This is a genomic window from Weizmannia sp. FSL W8-0676 (assembly GCF_038593015.1).
GTDB classification, from domain to species: domain Bacteria; phylum Bacillota; class Bacilli; order Bacillales; family Bacillaceae_C; genus Weizmannia; species Weizmannia coagulans.
The window spans coordinates 1,340,327-1,354,712 of record NZ_CP151954.1; the positions used below are offsets into that span (position 1 = coordinate 1,340,327).

Below are 14,386 nucleotides of genomic sequence, written 5' to 3' on the forward strand. Positions count from 1 at the left end.
GTGCGCGGGTGCATGCAGCGGGTTCCCTTGTTGCATGCACCCGACATTTTGAACGGAAAGGTGTAGAAGATGTACCAGTATTTGACTCATGGTGCCAAACTCAGGCAAATGGCAGAGGAGGCCGAGCGCCAAATCCGCCCGGTCCACAGTGCAATAGAAAAACGGGCGGAAACGAACCAGTTCCGCGTATTGCAAAGCTTTCAAAAGCATAAAGTGAGCGAGTCGCATTTTTATCCGTCGACCGGATACGGCTATGATGACGCCGGCAGGGAAACACTTGAGCGCATATATGCCGATGTTTTCGGCGCGGAAGCCGGGCTTGTCCGCCCGCAAATCATTTCCGGGACACATGCGATTACGATTGCGCTTTTCGGCGTCCTCCGCCCGGGGGATGAATTGTTATACATAACCGGGAAGCCGTACGATACGCTTGATGAAATTACAGGGGCGCACGGCAGCGGCAACGGTTCGCTGCAGGAGTTTAACATAACGTACAATTATGTAAACTTGAAGGAAGATGGCACAGTCGATTTTGAAGCGGTGAGAAAAGCGATCCATCCCCATACAAAAATGGTTGCGATCCAGCGCTCAAAAGGGTATGCGTCAAGGCCTTCGTTTACAGTGGATGAGATCGGGGAAATGATCCGCTTTGTAAAAGAAATCAAGCCGGATACAGTTGTGTTTGTCGACAACTGCTACGGCGAATTTGTAGAGGAGAAGGAGCCGTGCCATGTTGGCGCGGATTTAATGGCCGGTTCGCTTATCAAAAATCCAGGTGGCGGGCTTGCTAAAACAGGCGGCTACATTTGCGGGAAGAAAAAATGGGTGGAAAGCTGCGCTTACAGGATGACATCCCCCGGAATCGGCGCGGAAGCAGGAGCATCGCTTTACAGCCTTCTTGAGATGTACCAGGGCTTCTTTCTGGCGCCGCATGTTGTGGCAGAGGCATTAAAAGGTGCGGTGTTTACATCGGCAATCCTGGAAAAATCCGGGATGCATACTTATCCGAAATGGGATGCGCCCAGGACGGACCTTATCCAGTCCGTTGAATTTGGCGACCCGGACAGCATGGTCGCTTTTTGCCAGGCGATCCAGTTTGCTTCACCGGTGAATTCTTATGTGACGCCATATCCGAGTGATATGCCCGGTTATGCGGACGATGTCATCATGGCAGCCGGCACATTTATCCAGGGGGCAAGCATCGAGCTTTCCGCCGACGGCCCGCTCCGCCCGCCTTACACCGCCTATGTTCAGGGCGGCCTTACGTATGCGCATGTCAAAATGGCCGTCCTGCTCGCGCTCGACCGGCTGATTGAAGAAAACCTTGTCGATCCCAATTGAATTTTTCCCTACTTTGATCCACGGCCGGCTGGATGTTAACCGGGCACCATGTTCCGCCCGTGCAGGGACGCCTTTTTCTAATGCGGCCGGTTTGCCGGTTGTGTTATAATAACAGGATGATATTTGATGAGGTGATCGCATGAATAAGAGGCCGCATTTGCTTTTGATTGACGGGATGGCGCTTCTTTTCCGGGCGTTTTATGCCACCGCCGTGACGGGGCAGTTTATGGTGAATTCCAAAGGAATGCCGACAAACGGCGTGCAGGGCTTTTTGCGCCATTTGCTTTTGGCGGCTGAGAACAAAAAACCGACGCATGTGGCCGTTTGCTGGGATATGGGGAGCAAAACGTTCCGCAACGACTTGTACGGTGAATATAAAGCAAACCGGGACGTCCCGCCGGTTGAGATGATTCCACAATTTGACCTGGCGAAAGAAACAGTGGAAGCTTTTGAAATTCCAAATGTCGGAGTGGCCGGGTATGAAGCAGACGACTGTCTCGGTACCCTTAGCAGCCGGTTCAAAGACGAGGCGGATATTTCCATTTTGACTGGCGACCGCGACATCTTGCAGCTTTTGGATGACCACGTGGAAGTCCATCTCCTCCAAAAGGGGTTCGGAAATTATAAAACCTATACAAAAGCGGCGTTTATGGACGAATACGGGGTGACGCCGCGGCAGTTTATCGATGTAAAAGCGCTGATGGGTGATACAAGCGACGGGTATCCGGGTGTGAAGGGGATCGGTGAAAAAACAGCGTTTAAGCTCGTCAGCCGGTTTGGAAACATCGGCGGCATTTTGGAACATCTCGGGGAGCTCACCCCGTCACAGCAGAAAAAAATCGAAGCGGGATTGGAGATGCTGCACCTGAGCAGAAAACTTGCTGAAATCCGTTGTGATGTGCCTGTGGCTTTTTCTTTGGAAAAAGCGCGGTTTGGCCAGATTCCGGAAACGTTTATGGAACTGATGGAGGAACTGGAATTAAAAATGGTAAAACGCCATTTGGTTACAGCGCGGATAAACGCAAGCTTCATTTCTTAACCACTTTGCCCGGTTTAATTGGGGACGGAAAGTGGAAAAACAGCATTCAGGACAAGAATGCTGTTTTTCTTCTCCGTTTTGCGATTGTCAGATTTTTGTATTGGACTTTTTCGCGCGGTTTTCAAGGGTTGTCTTTGGGTCCGGCGCGAATGCCGCATCCTGTGCGATTCCTTGCGGCGTAACGGAATTTGCCGCTTTACCGCGGTTTGTATTGTCTTTTTTAGCCATCCTGATCACCTCTTGTTATAGCATGCCCAAATTCGGGGAAATTTTGATAAAGGGATCCCCGGGAAAGTCCGGCGTGCCGCAATGGATAAATGCACGCGCAATGCGGATGGGAAAGCTGGCGGAAAGAAAGAAGGGATAAAGATGGAAAGAAAACAACTCATCCGGGAAGTGGATGAAATATTGAAGACGTATTGTGAAGGCTGTTTTTTAAAATCGCATTTCCGGAAAACACGCGGGAAAAAATATGCCCACCAGTTTTGCATCCGGCAATGCACGGTAGGCGAAAAGCTGAAAAAATACGGCGACCGGTTATCGTGACGGGTTTTACAACCGTAAAAATGCGGGGAACAGGCGGCACCTAAAAGCTGTTGCTCGTCTTTCCGCAATTTAACCATCACAAAGCCGGCCCGGGAAACAGGCGGCGCCTGATGACCACCATCGGGCTGTAAACAGCATACCTGCTGATGCAAAAACCGGGAAAATGCGGGAATCCGGTATTGTGATGGCTTACACAAATACAAAAAATAAAAGGCTGGCATAAAAGCCAGCCTGGTTGCATTCTATGATTTATGAAAGTTTTGTTACATTCGCTGCCTGAGGTCCGCGGTTGCCTTCAACGATGTCGAAAGAAACAGCCTGGCCTTCTTCCAATGTTTTGAACCCTTCACCTTGAATAGCGGTGAAATGAACGAAAACATCGTCTCCGCCCTCAACTTCAATGAATCCGTAGCCTTTTTCGTTATTGAACCATTTTACTTTACCGTTTTGCATTTCTTAATCCTCCTAAATCAAAAGCACGTTCGTGCCAAAAAGTGTTGCATTAAACAGATGAAAAACCGCCATCAAGGTCTGGGAAATCACTTGTTTAATGTTATAATTAATATACTCCAACCGGTATGGATAGTCAAGACAAAGGAAGCAAAAATGATGGAAAATTGTTGTGAATTCTTAAATTTGCAAGCGGTTTAAAATCGGCGCACATTTATTATGAATTCTTGTACATCATCCGTGATTATAGTAAACTGATGGTATTGTACCGGCAGACTCAATATTTGTTGTAAGAATGGGGGCCCGTGGATGCCGACACCTAGTATGGAAGACTACATTGAACAGATTTTTATTCTGATTGAAAGCAAAGGATATGCGCGTGTTTCGGATATTGCCGAAGCGCTTTCCGTTCATCCTTCATCCGTTACGAAAATGGTACAGAAGCTGGATAAGGATGATTATCTTGTTTATGAAAAATACCGCGGACTGGTCCTCACCCCAAAAGGCAAGAAAATTGGAAAACGGCTTGTCGACCGCCATCATTTGCTTGAACAGTTTTTAAGGATCATCGGGGTCGATGAAGAAAATATTTATAGAGATGTAGAAGGGATTGAACATCACCTGAGCTGGAATTCCATTGACCGGATCGGAGACCTTGTCCAGTACTTTGAGGAAGATCCGGGCCGGGTGAACGACCTGAACCGGCTGCAGGCACAAAACGAGGATTGAATTTTCCGGCCAGCCTGCCCATGAAATGGGGCTGATTCCTTTTATGCGTCGGCTGTTGCCGGATGATGGGGCATAGGTGCCTGGAAGCCTGTCTGCCGGCACGCATCAGGATTTTAGAGTCCTCCCTGCATGATGCAAGCAGGGCTTTTCCCCGCCAGCCGGAAGACAAAATCCGCATGGCAGCCTTCATGTAGAAAATCAGGGATAAAGCCAAACGATTTCCCGGTGCGGGCGAAAAATGCTTTTTTCAGGTGCATTGGGCTGCAGGGGTATGTAGAATAGAAGATGGAAGCAGATTTTTGATGAAGCGGAGGATTTGACATTGCCAAGCCATTCGATTGGAAAGACTGATATTGATATCGCGCAGCATGCTTCGCTGAAACCGGTCAAAGAAATTGCGGAAACCGTGCAGCTTGCAGAAGAAGACCTGGAATATTACGGGAAATACAAGGCGAAAATTACATATGAAAAAATCAAGCAGCTCCAAACCAAAAAAGACGGAAAATTATTTCTTGTCACTTCCATCAATCCGACGCCGGCGGGGGAAGGCAAGTCAACCGTCACCATCGGGCTCGGCGATGCATTAAAACAGCTGGGCCATAAAACCGTGATTGCCTTAAGGGAGCCATCGCTCGGGCCGGTCATGGGGCTGAAAGGGGGCGCAACGGGCGGCGGTTATGCACAAGTCTTGCCGATGGAAGAGATCAATCTTCATTTCACAGGCGATTTTCATGCGATTACCGCTGCCAATAATGCCATTTCTGCTTTGCTGGACAACCATATCCACCAGGGAAATCCATTGCAGATTGACCCGCGCCGCATTGTCTGGAAGCGGGCGGTCGATTTAAATGACCGGGCGCTGCGCCATGTCGTCGTCGGCCTCGGCGGTCCCGGCCAGGGCGTGCCCCGTGAAGACGGATTTGACATTACGGTGGCTTCTGAACTGATGGCCGTTTTATGCCTGGCGGAAGATCTCGAAGATTTAAAAAGGCGGATTGCGAACATCGTTGTAGCCTACAATTACGAAAAGAAACCCGTAACCGTCGGTGACCTCGGGATCGAAGGCGCGATTGCCTTATTGCTGAAAGATGCCTTGAAACCGAATCTTGTCCAGACGATCGAACATACGCCGGCCCTTGTCCACGGCGGCCCGTTTGCCAATATTGCGCACGGCTGCAACAGTGTTATGGCGACCAAAACCGCTTTGAAACTGGCCGATTATGTCGTCACGGAAGCCGGCTTTGGTGCCGACCTCGGCGCTGAAAAATTTCTCGACATTAAAGCGCGGGCGGCCGGCCTGAAACCGGACGGCGTCGTGATTGTCGCCACCATCCGAGCCTTGAAAATGCACGGCGGGGTGCGCAAGGAAGATTTGGCGGCAGAAAATATTGCGGCTCTTGAAGCCGGGCTTTTAAACCTGCAAAAACATGTTGAAACGATCGCTTCATTCGGTTTGCCGTTTGTGGTTGCCATCAACCGGTTTATATCGGACAGCAATGCGGAAATCGCTGTCTTAGAACATTGGTGCAGTGAACGCGGCATTCCCGTGTCGCTTACGGAAGTGTGGGAAAAAGGGGGCGCAGGCGGCATGGATCTAGCGGCCAAACTGCTGGAAGCCGCCAAACAGCCGCATACATTCAGGCCGGTTTACCCGCTTGAATCAACCATTGAAGAAAAGATAGAGGCGATTGTGCGCCAGGTGTATGGCGGTCGCGGCGCCGAATTTTCCGCGAAAGCGCAAAAACAAATCCGCGAATTTGAACAGCTCGGATGGGGGCATCTCCCTGTTTGCATTGCAAAAACGCAGTATTCCTTATCCGATGACCCGCACAAAACGGGCCGCCCGCATGATTTTGCGATCCATGTCCGCGAACTCGTTCCGAAGCTTGGCGCCGGGTTTATTGTTGCCCTGACAGGAGACGTTCTGACCATGCCGGGCCTTCCGAAAGAACCGGCCGCTTACCGGATGGATGTTGATGCGGACGGCCGCGCATCCGGGCTCTTTTAACGTCTTTCCGAAAGAAGTCTCCCATCCTCAAGGAATGTGAAGGTGCGAATCGCACCAATGAGTAGGTGGGAGATGAATTTCGGTTGGCTTTAGCCAAAGTTATTTTTCCAATCCTTTTCTCAACAATTCTAAGATTGCGGCTGTTCTAGTTGGAATCCCATTTTCTTTTTGATATTGCTCCAATTTTTCTAATATCGTCTTAGGCATACGAATTTCTACACGTTCTTTCTCTTCTCTCATGATTATCACCTCATATTGATTGTACGGATTTTTTACGATATAATCAATATATACGAAATTTTTCCGCACAAAGTGAGGTGAATTGATATGGCCAAGCAAAACAAAGCTTTCAAGTTTCGTTTGTTACCAAACAAAGAACAATCCGCATTATTAGCTAAGACATTTGGCTGTGTTCGCTTTGTCTACAATAAGATGTTAGCTGAACGCAAAGAAACGTATGAAAAGTTCAAGGATGATAAAGAATTGCTTAAAAAGCAAAAGTTTCCGACCCCTGCAAAATATAAAAGTGAATTTCCATTCCTAAAAGAAGTGGATTCTTTAGCTTTGGCAAATGCACAAATGAACTTACAGACTGCTTATAAGAATTTCTTTGAAGGAAATGCGGATTTTCCAAAGTTCAAAAATCGTAAAGCAAAACAATCCTATACAACTAATATGGTCAACGGAAATATTAAGCTAGAAAATGGTCATATCAAACTGCCAAAAATCAAAAAGCCAATAAAAATGAAACAGCATAGAGAGATACCTGCTGATTATAAAATCAAATCTTGCACTATTTCTAAAACAAAGACAGGCAAGTACTACATTTCAATTTTGACAGAATATGAGAAAGATATTCGTCCAGTTAACATACAGAAAGTTGTTGGTTTGGATTTTGCTATGGATGGTCTATATGTCGAGAGTGAACAGGGTAAGAAAGCCAATTACCCACGTTACTATCGGCAAGCCTTAGATAAATTAGCAAAAGCACAACGAATTCTTTCTCGAAGAAAGAAAGGTTCTGCACGTTGGAACAAGCAACGACTAGTAGTGGCTAAGTTACATGAGAAAGTGGCGAACCAACGCATGAATTTTCTTCATCATAAGTCAAAAGAATTAGCTTCTAACTTTGATGCTGTCGTGATTGAGGACTTGAACATGAAAGGGATGTCTCAAGCCCTTCACTTTGGGAAAAGCGTTCATGATAACGGCTGGGGGATGTTCACTACTTTCTTAGCGTATAAGCTAAAAGAACAGGGGAAACAACTTGTGAAAATTGATAAGTGGTTTCCCTCCACTAAGAAGTGTTCATGTTGCGGCAAGGAAAAAGAAATGCCATTATCTGAACGTGTATATAAATGTTCTTGCGGCTTTGTATTAGATCGCGATCACAATTCAGCAATCAATATCAAAAATGAGGGATTACGCTTATTAGCGTTATCATAAGTAACAAAACTCTTGGAACAAGAGGGTTAGCTCGGTCAGTTTTCGTTGGCTAGTAAAAGCAACGATAAGTCGAGAAGCCCCCACTTCAATCAAACCGTAAGGTTGATAAGTGGTGGGTAGTTCACACGGGGGACAGGCGATGTTTGACCCGACTGCTTTTGAAAATATGAAGACTGTATTCGAAGGCGCTGCCTATGATCTTGATTTAAGAGGGGAAGCATCCATCACCGGAAGAAAAGACCTGGTCGACCTGGCGGAAATGTCCCGGGAATACCGCATTACGCTTCAGCTTCCGGAATGGCAGGAAGCAAGCGTGATGATCTGTCTTTCGGCTTCGCTCGGGCAGCTGGCGGCGGAAATACTGGATCCCGCGCCCGGCGCCAAAGCGGGTGCCAGTGCCGCCGTAACTTTTTCCTGGAAAAACAGTGGCCGGTCCGCTGATTATAAACAGATGATCCTTTCCGCATGGGGAAACGGCAACCGGCGCCGCATCGAGGAAAGGACTGTCCATTCATCACGCTCGGGTGTAACCGAAGAAGTTGCCATCGATTTTGCCCGGCTGATAACGGAAGATTTAATGGATGATTTGTTTGAGATGCCCGCAGATGCCGTGAAGACTTTGCGCCGGATGAGGTTCTAACAAAAGCTGTACGCCCCGCCGTGCAGCTTTTGGCTTTCCTTGTCCAAAAACATGATAAAATGGCAAAGAAGGGAACGCTTATGCGGGATTATCTTTGCAGGAGAACGCCGCTTCTTCAGTTTTGACGGCAATTTTTCAAAGAATGGATGTTGAATCATGAAAATATTTCAAGCCCAAGGGTTGACAAAATCTTACGGGGAAAAAGTGCTGTTTGACAATCTTTCTTTCCATATCGGCGAACAGGAACGGATCGGCCTTGTCGGCGTCAACGGCACCGGAAAATCGAGCCTGCTCAAAATCTTCGCGGGACAGGATGAAGCGGATAGCGGGGAACTGAGCACGCCGAACGATTATACCATTGGTTATTTGCCGCAGGAACCCGAACTGAATCCGGCCTTCACGGTCCTTGAACAGGTATATAAAAGCAAGTCTCCGATTATGGCGCTTTTACGTTCCTATGAAGAGGCGCTGCTTGAAGTCGGGAAGGATCCGGGAAATGCAGGCAAACAGGATCGATTGTTCCGGCTGCAAAAAGAAATGGATGCCGCCGGTGCATGGGAAGCCGGCGCCAATGCACAGACGGTCCTTTCAAAACTTGGCATCCGCGATTTGGACAGAAAAATTTCGGGATTGTCAGGCGGGCAGAAAAAGCGGGTCGCCCTTGCCCGGGTATTAATGGAAACACCCGATTTGTTGATTTTGGATGAGCCGACCAACCATCTCGACTATCCGGCTGTCAAGTGGCTGGAAGCATTTATTACAAAATATCCCCGTTCTGTCCTGTTTGTGACACATGACCGCTATTTCCTCGACCGGGCGGCAAACCGGATTTTCGAGCTTAATGGTGGAAAACTGTACAGCTACAAAGGGAATTACCAGGATTTTATGGAAGCAAAAGCGCAGCGGGAAGAAGCGCAACTGCAGCAGGAAGAAAAACGGAAAAATTTGTACAGGCGGGAACTTGCCTGGATGAAGCGTGGGGCAAAGGCACGTTCGACAAAACAAAAAGCAAGGATCGGGCGTTTTGAAGAACTGGAATCCAGCCTCGGTAAAAGCCCCCGGCAGCAGGAAGCCGATATCGCTTTGTCCGGCAGCCGCCTCGGCAAACAGGTTTTTGAACTGCAACATGCTCATAAAGCGTTCGGTTCAGAGACGATTCTAAAGGATTTCAACCTGCTCGTAAAGCCGGGTGACCGGATCGGCATCGTCGGGAAAAATGGAAGCGGAAAATCAACTTTGATGAACATTCTCGCTGGCAGGATTCCGCTCGATTCCGGGGAACGCCTCACCGGGCAGACCGTCAAAATCGCGTATTACCGTCAGGAAACGCCAGGCATGGATGAAAATAAGCGGATGATCGAGTATATACGGGAAGCGGGGGATACGGTGACAACAAAAGACGGGGAAACGATTTCCGCCGCGCAAATGCTGGAAAGATTTCTTTTTGACATGCACACGCACGGCACCCCGGTCAGAAAACTGTCGGGCGGCGAAAAGCGCAGGCTGTATTTGCTCAGGCTTCTGATGTCGCGGCCGAATGTGCTGCTTTTGGACGAACCGACGAATGATCTCGATACGGAGACGCTTACCGTGCTTGAAGATTATATCGGAGCGTTTCCAGGCGTCGTCATCTCGGTTTCACACGACCGCTATTTTCTTGATAAAACCGCGGAGCAGCTGCTTATTTTTGAAGGCGGCGGCAAAATCAGCCGCTTTTTTGGCCGTTACAGCGACTACCTCGAAATCGCGCATGAAACGCCGGCACAGGAGGAAAAAACGGATGTGCCGAAGTCTAAACGGGAACCGAAACGAAAAAAATGGTCTTACAATGAGCAGCGGGAATGGGAAGAGATAGACGAAAAAATTGAAGCATGCGAGCAAGCCATTGCCGCACTGAACGAACAATTGGAACAAGCCGGCTCCGATTTTGTCAGGGCCCAGGACATTTCAAAAGCGCTCGAAGAAGAAAACGAGCGGCTGGAAGGCCTTATTGAACGCTGGAGCTATCTTTCCGAGCTGCAGGAAAAAAACGACAACTAACTTTTTCTGAGGAAGGCGACCCGTTTTTTGCCGGAAAAGCGTGACGGTTGGTCCGTCGCTTTCCGGGCTGGAGGAATGGGCGGCAGCCGGAAACATGCTTTTTGAAAGGAAAAAAGGATGCGCCGGCGAACGCACGAAAGATGTTTCTGATTTTCAAGGTACGCTTGATATTTATGAAAAGAATCAACTCATTCGTGTATCCACTGTGATTATGTTAAAATGCAAGTAGACTTGATGGGAAAGGCGGTGTGGAGATGAAAATTAAAGCGATTGAACCAACGCCGAGCCCGAATACGATGAAAGTCGTATTGACGGAAGCACTGCCGGACGGCGCCCGCAGCAATTATAAGAAAGGGCAGGAAGAAGGCGTGCCGCCGCTGATCCGCCGTATCCTCGATATCGAAGGCGTGAAAGGCGTATACCATGTTGCGGACTTTCTCGCGGTGGAGCGGCATGGCAAAACGGACTGGCAGGACATTCTGCCGAAAGTGCGTGAGGTGTTCGGGGAAGCGGAAGCAGAAACCGGAAACAGCCCCCGTGCCAATGAGCATTTCGGGGAAGTCCAGGTGTTTGTCCAGATGTTTAAAGGCATTCCGCTCCAGGTCAAACTGGCGGACGGGGAACAGGAAAAACGTTTCGGGCTGCCGGCTTATTTTGCCGAGGCGCTTGCCGCTGCGCAATTGGAAGGCGACAATTATGTTTTCTTGCGAAAATGGAAAGACTTCGGCGTGCGGTACGGGGAGATGCAAGAAATCGGTGCGGAAGTCACAGAAGAAATCATTGCCGCTTATCCGAAAGAAAGGCTAAACCGGCTTGTCAATGAAGCGCAGCATCCGGAGCAGGTTCAAGCCGCCAAAAAAAGGCTGAAATTAACGCCCGGCATGCTGGAAACGGATGACTGGCGCAAAAGGTACCGGCTCCTTGAACAAATGGAAGACCCTGATCTTTCCGACCTGCCTGTCCTGGAGAAAGCCCTAGAAGATGAAAAACCATCGATCAGGCGGCTTGCCGTTGTTTATTTGGGCATGGTGAAAGACAAGCGGGTGCTGCCGCTATTATACCGCGGCCTGCACGATCCGAATGCAAGCGTGCGGCGGACGGCAGGCGACTGCCTTAGCGACCTCGGGTTCAAAGAGGCATGCGGGGAAATGGCAAAAGCGCTTAAAGATAAAAGCAAAATTGTCAGGTGGCGCGCCGCCATGTTTTTATACGAAGCGGGCGACGAGGCTTCTCTCCCGGCCTTAAGGGAAGCGGAAAACGACCCTGAATTTGAAGTCAGGCTCCAGGTCAGAATGGCGATTGAGCGGATTACAAAGGGTGAAGAAGCAAAAGGCTCGGTCTGGAAGCAGATGACAGAAGCAAGGCAAATCCAGCCATAATTAAAGGAGGACATCAACATGTCAATGGCATATGAAGAATACATGCGGGCGCTTATTACCCCGATGAGGGAAGAATTGACGGCAAACGGGTTTACGGAACTGCGCACACCGGAAGAAGTCGAGGCCTATATGGAAAAAGCGGAAGGCACCACGCTGGTTGTCGTGAACTCGGTGTGCGGCTGCGCAGCCGGGCTTGCGCGTCCGGCAATTGTTGAGGCAATCCGGACGGCTGAAAAGAAGCCGGACCATCTTGTTACGGTATTTGCCGGCCAGGACAAAGAAGCAACGGCAAAAATGCGTGAATATTTTACCGGCGTCGAACCATCCTCCCCTTCTGTGGCGCTGCTTCAAGGGAAAGAAGTGGCCCATTTTATCCCGAGAAGCGATATCGAAGGGCATGAAGTCGAAGAAATCATCGAAAATCTGCATGCTGCTTTTGACCAACACTGCGCATAAAATTGCGGCCCCGTTTGCATCATTCCGGTTGCAAAATGGGGCCTGTTTTTTCTGTGTAAATATTATATAATAAATACATATTCGAACTGTTGGGATATGGAGGGGATCACGTGAAAAACTGGCTGAAAAAATCAATGGTTATCCTTGTTTCTGTTTTAACATTCGGCCTTGTCCCCCCTTCCCATGCAATCTGGAATCATCTCTATAAAACTGGCAATGAAACGGCGGAAACGACTTCTGCTTATTCCAATCGGACGGCTGCCACAAGCCGCAAGATTGACAGTGCCGCGCTTGCTCGGTCATTCGTTGAAGATGCAGAAAAACGGGCTTATCTGAAATTCGGGGAAAGGATCAGGCCTGTTATTGAAGACGAGTTCCGTGCTGCCGTTTTGCCAAACATTCAAACCGCCATCGCGGAAACGCTGCAGGAATACCCGCAGGACAAACTACCGCTGCTCGCTGTTTCAGACCAGCCGAGTGCGGGAACCGGTGAAAAAATGTTTCATATTTACAATACGGAAACAAATAAAGACATCATCCGTTTCCATGTCCGGCGCGACCATCCGCCCGGCGACGGCTACTATTTTAATTTCCATTACCATGTAGCCTTTGACCATTTCCAAACGCACCGCCACCTTGGCACCATTTACTGGGGCAAAAACATGCCGCCGCAATGGATGAAAGGGTAAAGGCGGGATGAATGCCTGCCGCGGCAGCAGCTGGAAACAAACAACGCCTTAACGGATAAAAGGCTAAAGCAGGGTGGAGACGGGCAACCCCAACATCCACGCGGACATTCCATGCACTTTTTGCAAACGCAGTGAATGTAGCACCAGCAGAAGGATATAAAATGAGCGAAACATGGCTGCTTTGTTGCCGGCTGCAACAGGGAATAATCATGCAGATGGATGGCTTTGCCCCATTTTAAATACTGGAGTTCATTTTGTACAGCACAATTTTCCAGGGTAGAAACCCGGATATTTGAATGACAAAGGATGGAATCATGATGAAACAATATTTGGATCTTTGCCGCGAAGTGCTCGAAAACGGCGTCAAAAAAGATGATCGGACCGGTACCGGAACGATCAGCGTTTTCGGCCATCAAATGCGGTTTCATTTGCAGGACGGTTTCCCGCTTCTGACAACAAAGAAACTGCATTTGAAATCGATTATTTATGAACTGCTCTGGATGCTGAAAGGAGATACGAATGTAAAATACCTCCAGGAAAACGGCGTCCGCATTTGGAATGAGTGGGCAGATGAAAACGGCGACCTCGGCCCGGTTTACGGGCAACAATGGCGTTCATGGCAAACCCGGGACGGGCGGACAATTGACCAGATCACCCAGGTCATTGAACAAATTAAAACCAATCCGGATTCCAGGCGCCTGATCGTTAACGCTTGGAATGTCGGGGAGATTGACAGGATGGCCCTGCCGCCGTGCCATTGCTTTTTCCAGTTCTATGTGGCAAACGGCAAGCTGTCATGCCAGCTGTACCAGCGTTCGGCCGATATTTTCCTCGGCGTACCGTTTAACATTGCTTCTTACGCGCTGCTTACGATGATGATTGCGCAAGTCACGGGTCTGGAACCAGGGGATTTTGTCCATACGCTTGGCGATGCCCATATTTACTTGAACCATATCGAACAAGTGAAGCTGCAGCTGGAACGGGAGCCCCGCAAGCTGCCGAAAATGGTTTTGAATCCTGAAGTAAAAGACATTTTCTCCTTCCGGTACGAAGATTTTACATTAAAAGATTACAATCCGTATCCGCATATTCCGGGGAAGGTGAGTGTATGATCTCCTTCTTATGGGCGGAAGATGAAAAAGGCGTGATCGGAAAGAACAACGCGCTTCCGTGGCATCTTCCCGAAGACCTGAAGTATTTTAAAAATGTAACAATGGGCCATCCGGTTGTGATGGGAAGGCGGACGTTTGAATCGATCGGAAAGCCGCTTCCCGGCAGAACGAATATTGTGATGACGAGAGACCCGGATTTTCAGGCGGAAGACTGCGTCGTTGTCGCCGGCAAAACAGAATTGTTAAAATGGGCGGATGCACATGGCGGCGAGATTTTTGTCACCGGCGGCGCGGAGATTTTTGCCCTGCTGCTCGAAGAAGCGGAAAAATTGTACCGGACGAAAATACATGCTGACATGGAAGGCGATACCTATTTTCCGCCCGTTGACTGGGAGGAGTGGGAAATGGCTTCCAGCACAAAGGGGATAAAAAACGAAAAAAATCCTTATGACTACGAATTTCAAGTGTTTGTACGGAAAAGGTAAAAAACCATGGAAACATTCCCATGGTT

16 protein-coding genes are annotated in these 14,386 nt (G+C 48.8%); 13 read left to right on the forward strand and 3 right to left on the reverse strand.

The genetic code is table 11. From position 1 onward, the window contains the following. Positions 1 to 69 precede the first annotated feature (69 nt). Positions 70 to 1,341, forward strand: coding sequence for a methionine gamma-lyase family protein (locus NST20_RS06460; protein WP_013859186.1), 1,272 nt, complete (start codon positions 70 to 72; stop codon positions 1,339 to 1,341). 139 nt (positions 1,342 to 1,480) lie between these two features. Continuing rightward, positions 1,481 to 2,380 (forward strand): 5'-3' exonuclease H3TH domain-containing protein, encoded by a 900-nt coding sequence (locus NST20_RS06465; protein WP_342400281.1) that lies wholly within the window; start codon positions 1,481 to 1,483, stop codon positions 2,378 to 2,380. A gap of 87 nt (positions 2,381 to 2,467) precedes the next feature. Here NST20_RS06465 and sspL read toward each other — a convergent pair whose 3' ends face one another. After that, complete coding sequence (gene sspL, locus NST20_RS06470) at positions 2,468 to 2,608, reverse strand: small, acid-soluble spore protein L (protein WP_013859188.1); 141 nt, start codon at positions 2,606 to 2,608, stop codon at positions 2,468 to 2,470. A 141-nt stretch (positions 2,609 to 2,749) separates the two neighbouring features. Between sspL and NST20_RS06475 the strand changes: the two genes are divergently transcribed. Further along, the gene (locus NST20_RS06475; protein ID WP_014098476.1) at positions 2,750 to 2,926 is read left to right on the forward strand and encodes a zinc-finger domain-containing protein; all 177 of its coding nucleotides are present in this window, start codon (positions 2,750 to 2,752) and stop codon (positions 2,924 to 2,926) included. Positions 2,927 to 3,175: 249 nt separating this feature from the next. On the opposite strand, the gene cspD is transcribed toward NST20_RS06475, so the two are convergent. Continuing rightward, positions 3,176 to 3,379, reverse strand: coding sequence for a cold-shock protein CspD (cspD, locus tag NST20_RS06480; protein ID WP_013859190.1), 204 nt, complete (start codon positions 3,377 to 3,379; stop codon positions 3,176 to 3,178). 306 nt (positions 3,380 to 3,685) lie between these two features. Between cspD and mntR the strand changes: the two genes are divergently transcribed. Together mntR and NST20_RS06490 are read left to right on the forward strand one after the other, a co-directional pair. Next, positions 3,686 to 4,105 (forward strand): transcriptional regulator MntR, encoded by a 420-nt coding sequence (gene mntR / locus NST20_RS06485; protein WP_041818986.1) that lies wholly within the window; start codon positions 3,686 to 3,688, stop codon positions 4,103 to 4,105. Between the two features lie 322 nt (positions 4,106 to 4,427). Continuing rightward, positions 4,428 to 6,113, forward strand: a complete 1,686-nt coding sequence (locus NST20_RS06490; protein WP_285958063.1) for a formate--tetrahydrofolate ligase — start codon at positions 4,428 to 4,430, stop codon at positions 6,111 to 6,113. A 99-nt stretch (positions 6,114 to 6,212) separates the two neighbouring features. Here the strand turns inward: NST20_RS06490 and NST20_RS06495 are convergent, their stop codons facing one another. Further along, a complete protein-coding gene (locus tag NST20_RS06495) occupies positions 6,213 to 6,353 on the reverse strand; it encodes a ribbon-helix-helix protein, CopG family (RefSeq protein WP_003352379.1) in 141 nt (46 codons plus the stop codon). A gap of 87 nt (positions 6,354 to 6,440) precedes the next feature. Here NST20_RS06495 and NST20_RS06500 point away from each other — a divergent pair, with 87 nt between their 5' ends. From NST20_RS06500 to NST20_RS06535, 8 genes are all read left to right on the forward strand, one after another. Then, a complete protein-coding gene (locus NST20_RS06500) occupies positions 6,441 to 7,559 on the forward strand; it encodes an RNA-guided endonuclease TnpB family protein (protein ID WP_014096213.1) in 1,119 nt (372 codons plus the stop codon). Between the two features lie 112 nt (positions 7,560 to 7,671). Further along, positions 7,672 to 8,199, forward strand: coding sequence for a hypothetical protein (locus NST20_RS06505; protein WP_342400282.1), 528 nt, complete (start codon positions 7,672 to 7,674; stop codon positions 8,197 to 8,199). Between the two features lie 156 nt (positions 8,200 to 8,355). Continuing rightward, on the forward strand, positions 8,356 to 10,239 hold the full coding sequence (locus NST20_RS06510; protein ID WP_342400283.1) for an ABC-F family ATP-binding cassette domain-containing protein: 1,884 nt from the start codon (positions 8,356 to 8,358) through the stop codon (positions 10,237 to 10,239). Positions 10,240 to 10,493: 254 nt separating this feature from the next. Further along, positions 10,494 to 11,618: a conserved virulence factor C family protein gene (locus NST20_RS06515; RefSeq protein WP_013859197.1), complete on the forward strand. Its 1,125-nt coding sequence runs from the start codon at positions 10,494 to 10,496 to the stop codon at positions 11,616 to 11,618. 18 nt (positions 11,619 to 11,636) lie between these two features. Continuing rightward, positions 11,637 to 12,074 (forward strand): BrxA/BrxB family bacilliredoxin, encoded by a 438-nt coding sequence (locus NST20_RS06520; protein ID WP_133537419.1) that lies wholly within the window; start codon positions 11,637 to 11,639, stop codon positions 12,072 to 12,074. 110 nt (positions 12,075 to 12,184) lie between these two features. Continuing rightward, positions 12,185 to 12,763: a YpjP family protein gene (locus tag NST20_RS06525; RefSeq protein ID WP_017550773.1), complete on the forward strand. Its 579-nt coding sequence runs from the start codon at positions 12,185 to 12,187 to the stop codon at positions 12,761 to 12,763. A gap of 317 nt (positions 12,764 to 13,080) precedes the next feature. Continuing rightward, a complete protein-coding gene (locus tag NST20_RS06530) occupies positions 13,081 to 13,875 on the forward strand; it encodes a thymidylate synthase (RefSeq protein ID WP_133537423.1) in 795 nt (264 codons plus the stop codon). Next, complete coding sequence (locus tag NST20_RS06535; RefSeq protein WP_237349234.1) at positions 13,872 to 14,360, forward strand: dihydrofolate reductase; 489 nt, start codon at positions 13,872 to 13,874, stop codon at positions 14,358 to 14,360. The genes NST20_RS06530 and NST20_RS06535 overlap by 4 nt, the downstream gene beginning before the upstream one ends. Positions 14,361 to 14,386: the final 26 nt, after the last annotated feature.

Bases quoted from the DNA above. Each gene is read 5' to 3' on its own strand.
- NST20_RS06460 (WP_013859186.1), top strand. From the start codon at position 70: ATGTACCAGTATTTGACTCATGGTGCCAAACTCAGGCAAATGGCAGAG.
- NST20_RS06475 (WP_014098476.1), top strand. From the start codon at position 2,750: ATGGAAAGAAAACAACTCATCCGGGAAGTGGATGAAATATTGAAGACG.
- mntR (WP_041818986.1), top strand. From the start codon at position 3,686: ATGCCGACACCTAGTATGGAAGACTACATTGAACAGATTTTTATTCTG.
- NST20_RS06520 (WP_133537419.1), top strand. From the start codon at position 11,637: ATGTCAATGGCATATGAAGAATACATGCGGGCGCTTATTACCCCGATG.
- NST20_RS06465 (WP_342400281.1), top strand. From the start codon at position 1,481: ATGAATAAGAGGCCGCATTTGCTTTTGATTGACGGGATGGCGCTTCTT.
- sspL (WP_013859188.1), bottom strand. From the start codon at position 2,608: ATGGCTAAAAAAGACAATACAAACCGCGGTAAAGCGGCAAATTCCGTT.
- NST20_RS06495 (WP_003352379.1), bottom strand. From the start codon at position 6,353: ATGAGAGAAGAGAAAGAACGTGTAGAAATTCGTATGCCTAAGACGATA.
- NST20_RS06500 (WP_014096213.1), top strand. From the start codon at position 6,441: ATGGCCAAGCAAAACAAAGCTTTCAAGTTTCGTTTGTTACCAAACAAA.
- NST20_RS06530 (WP_133537423.1), top strand. From the start codon at position 13,081: ATGAAACAATATTTGGATCTTTGCCGCGAAGTGCTCGAAAACGGCGTC.
- NST20_RS06515 (WP_013859197.1), top strand. From the start codon at position 10,494: ATGAAAATTAAAGCGATTGAACCAACGCCGAGCCCGAATACGATGAAA.
- cspD (WP_013859190.1), bottom strand. From the start codon at position 3,379: ATGCAAAACGGTAAAGTAAAATGGTTCAATAACGAAAAAGGCTACGGA.
- NST20_RS06535 (WP_237349234.1), top strand. From the start codon at position 13,872: ATGATCTCCTTCTTATGGGCGGAAGATGAAAAAGGCGTGATCGGAAAG.
- NST20_RS06510 (WP_342400283.1), top strand. From the start codon at position 8,356: ATGAAAATATTTCAAGCCCAAGGGTTGACAAAATCTTACGGGGAAAAA.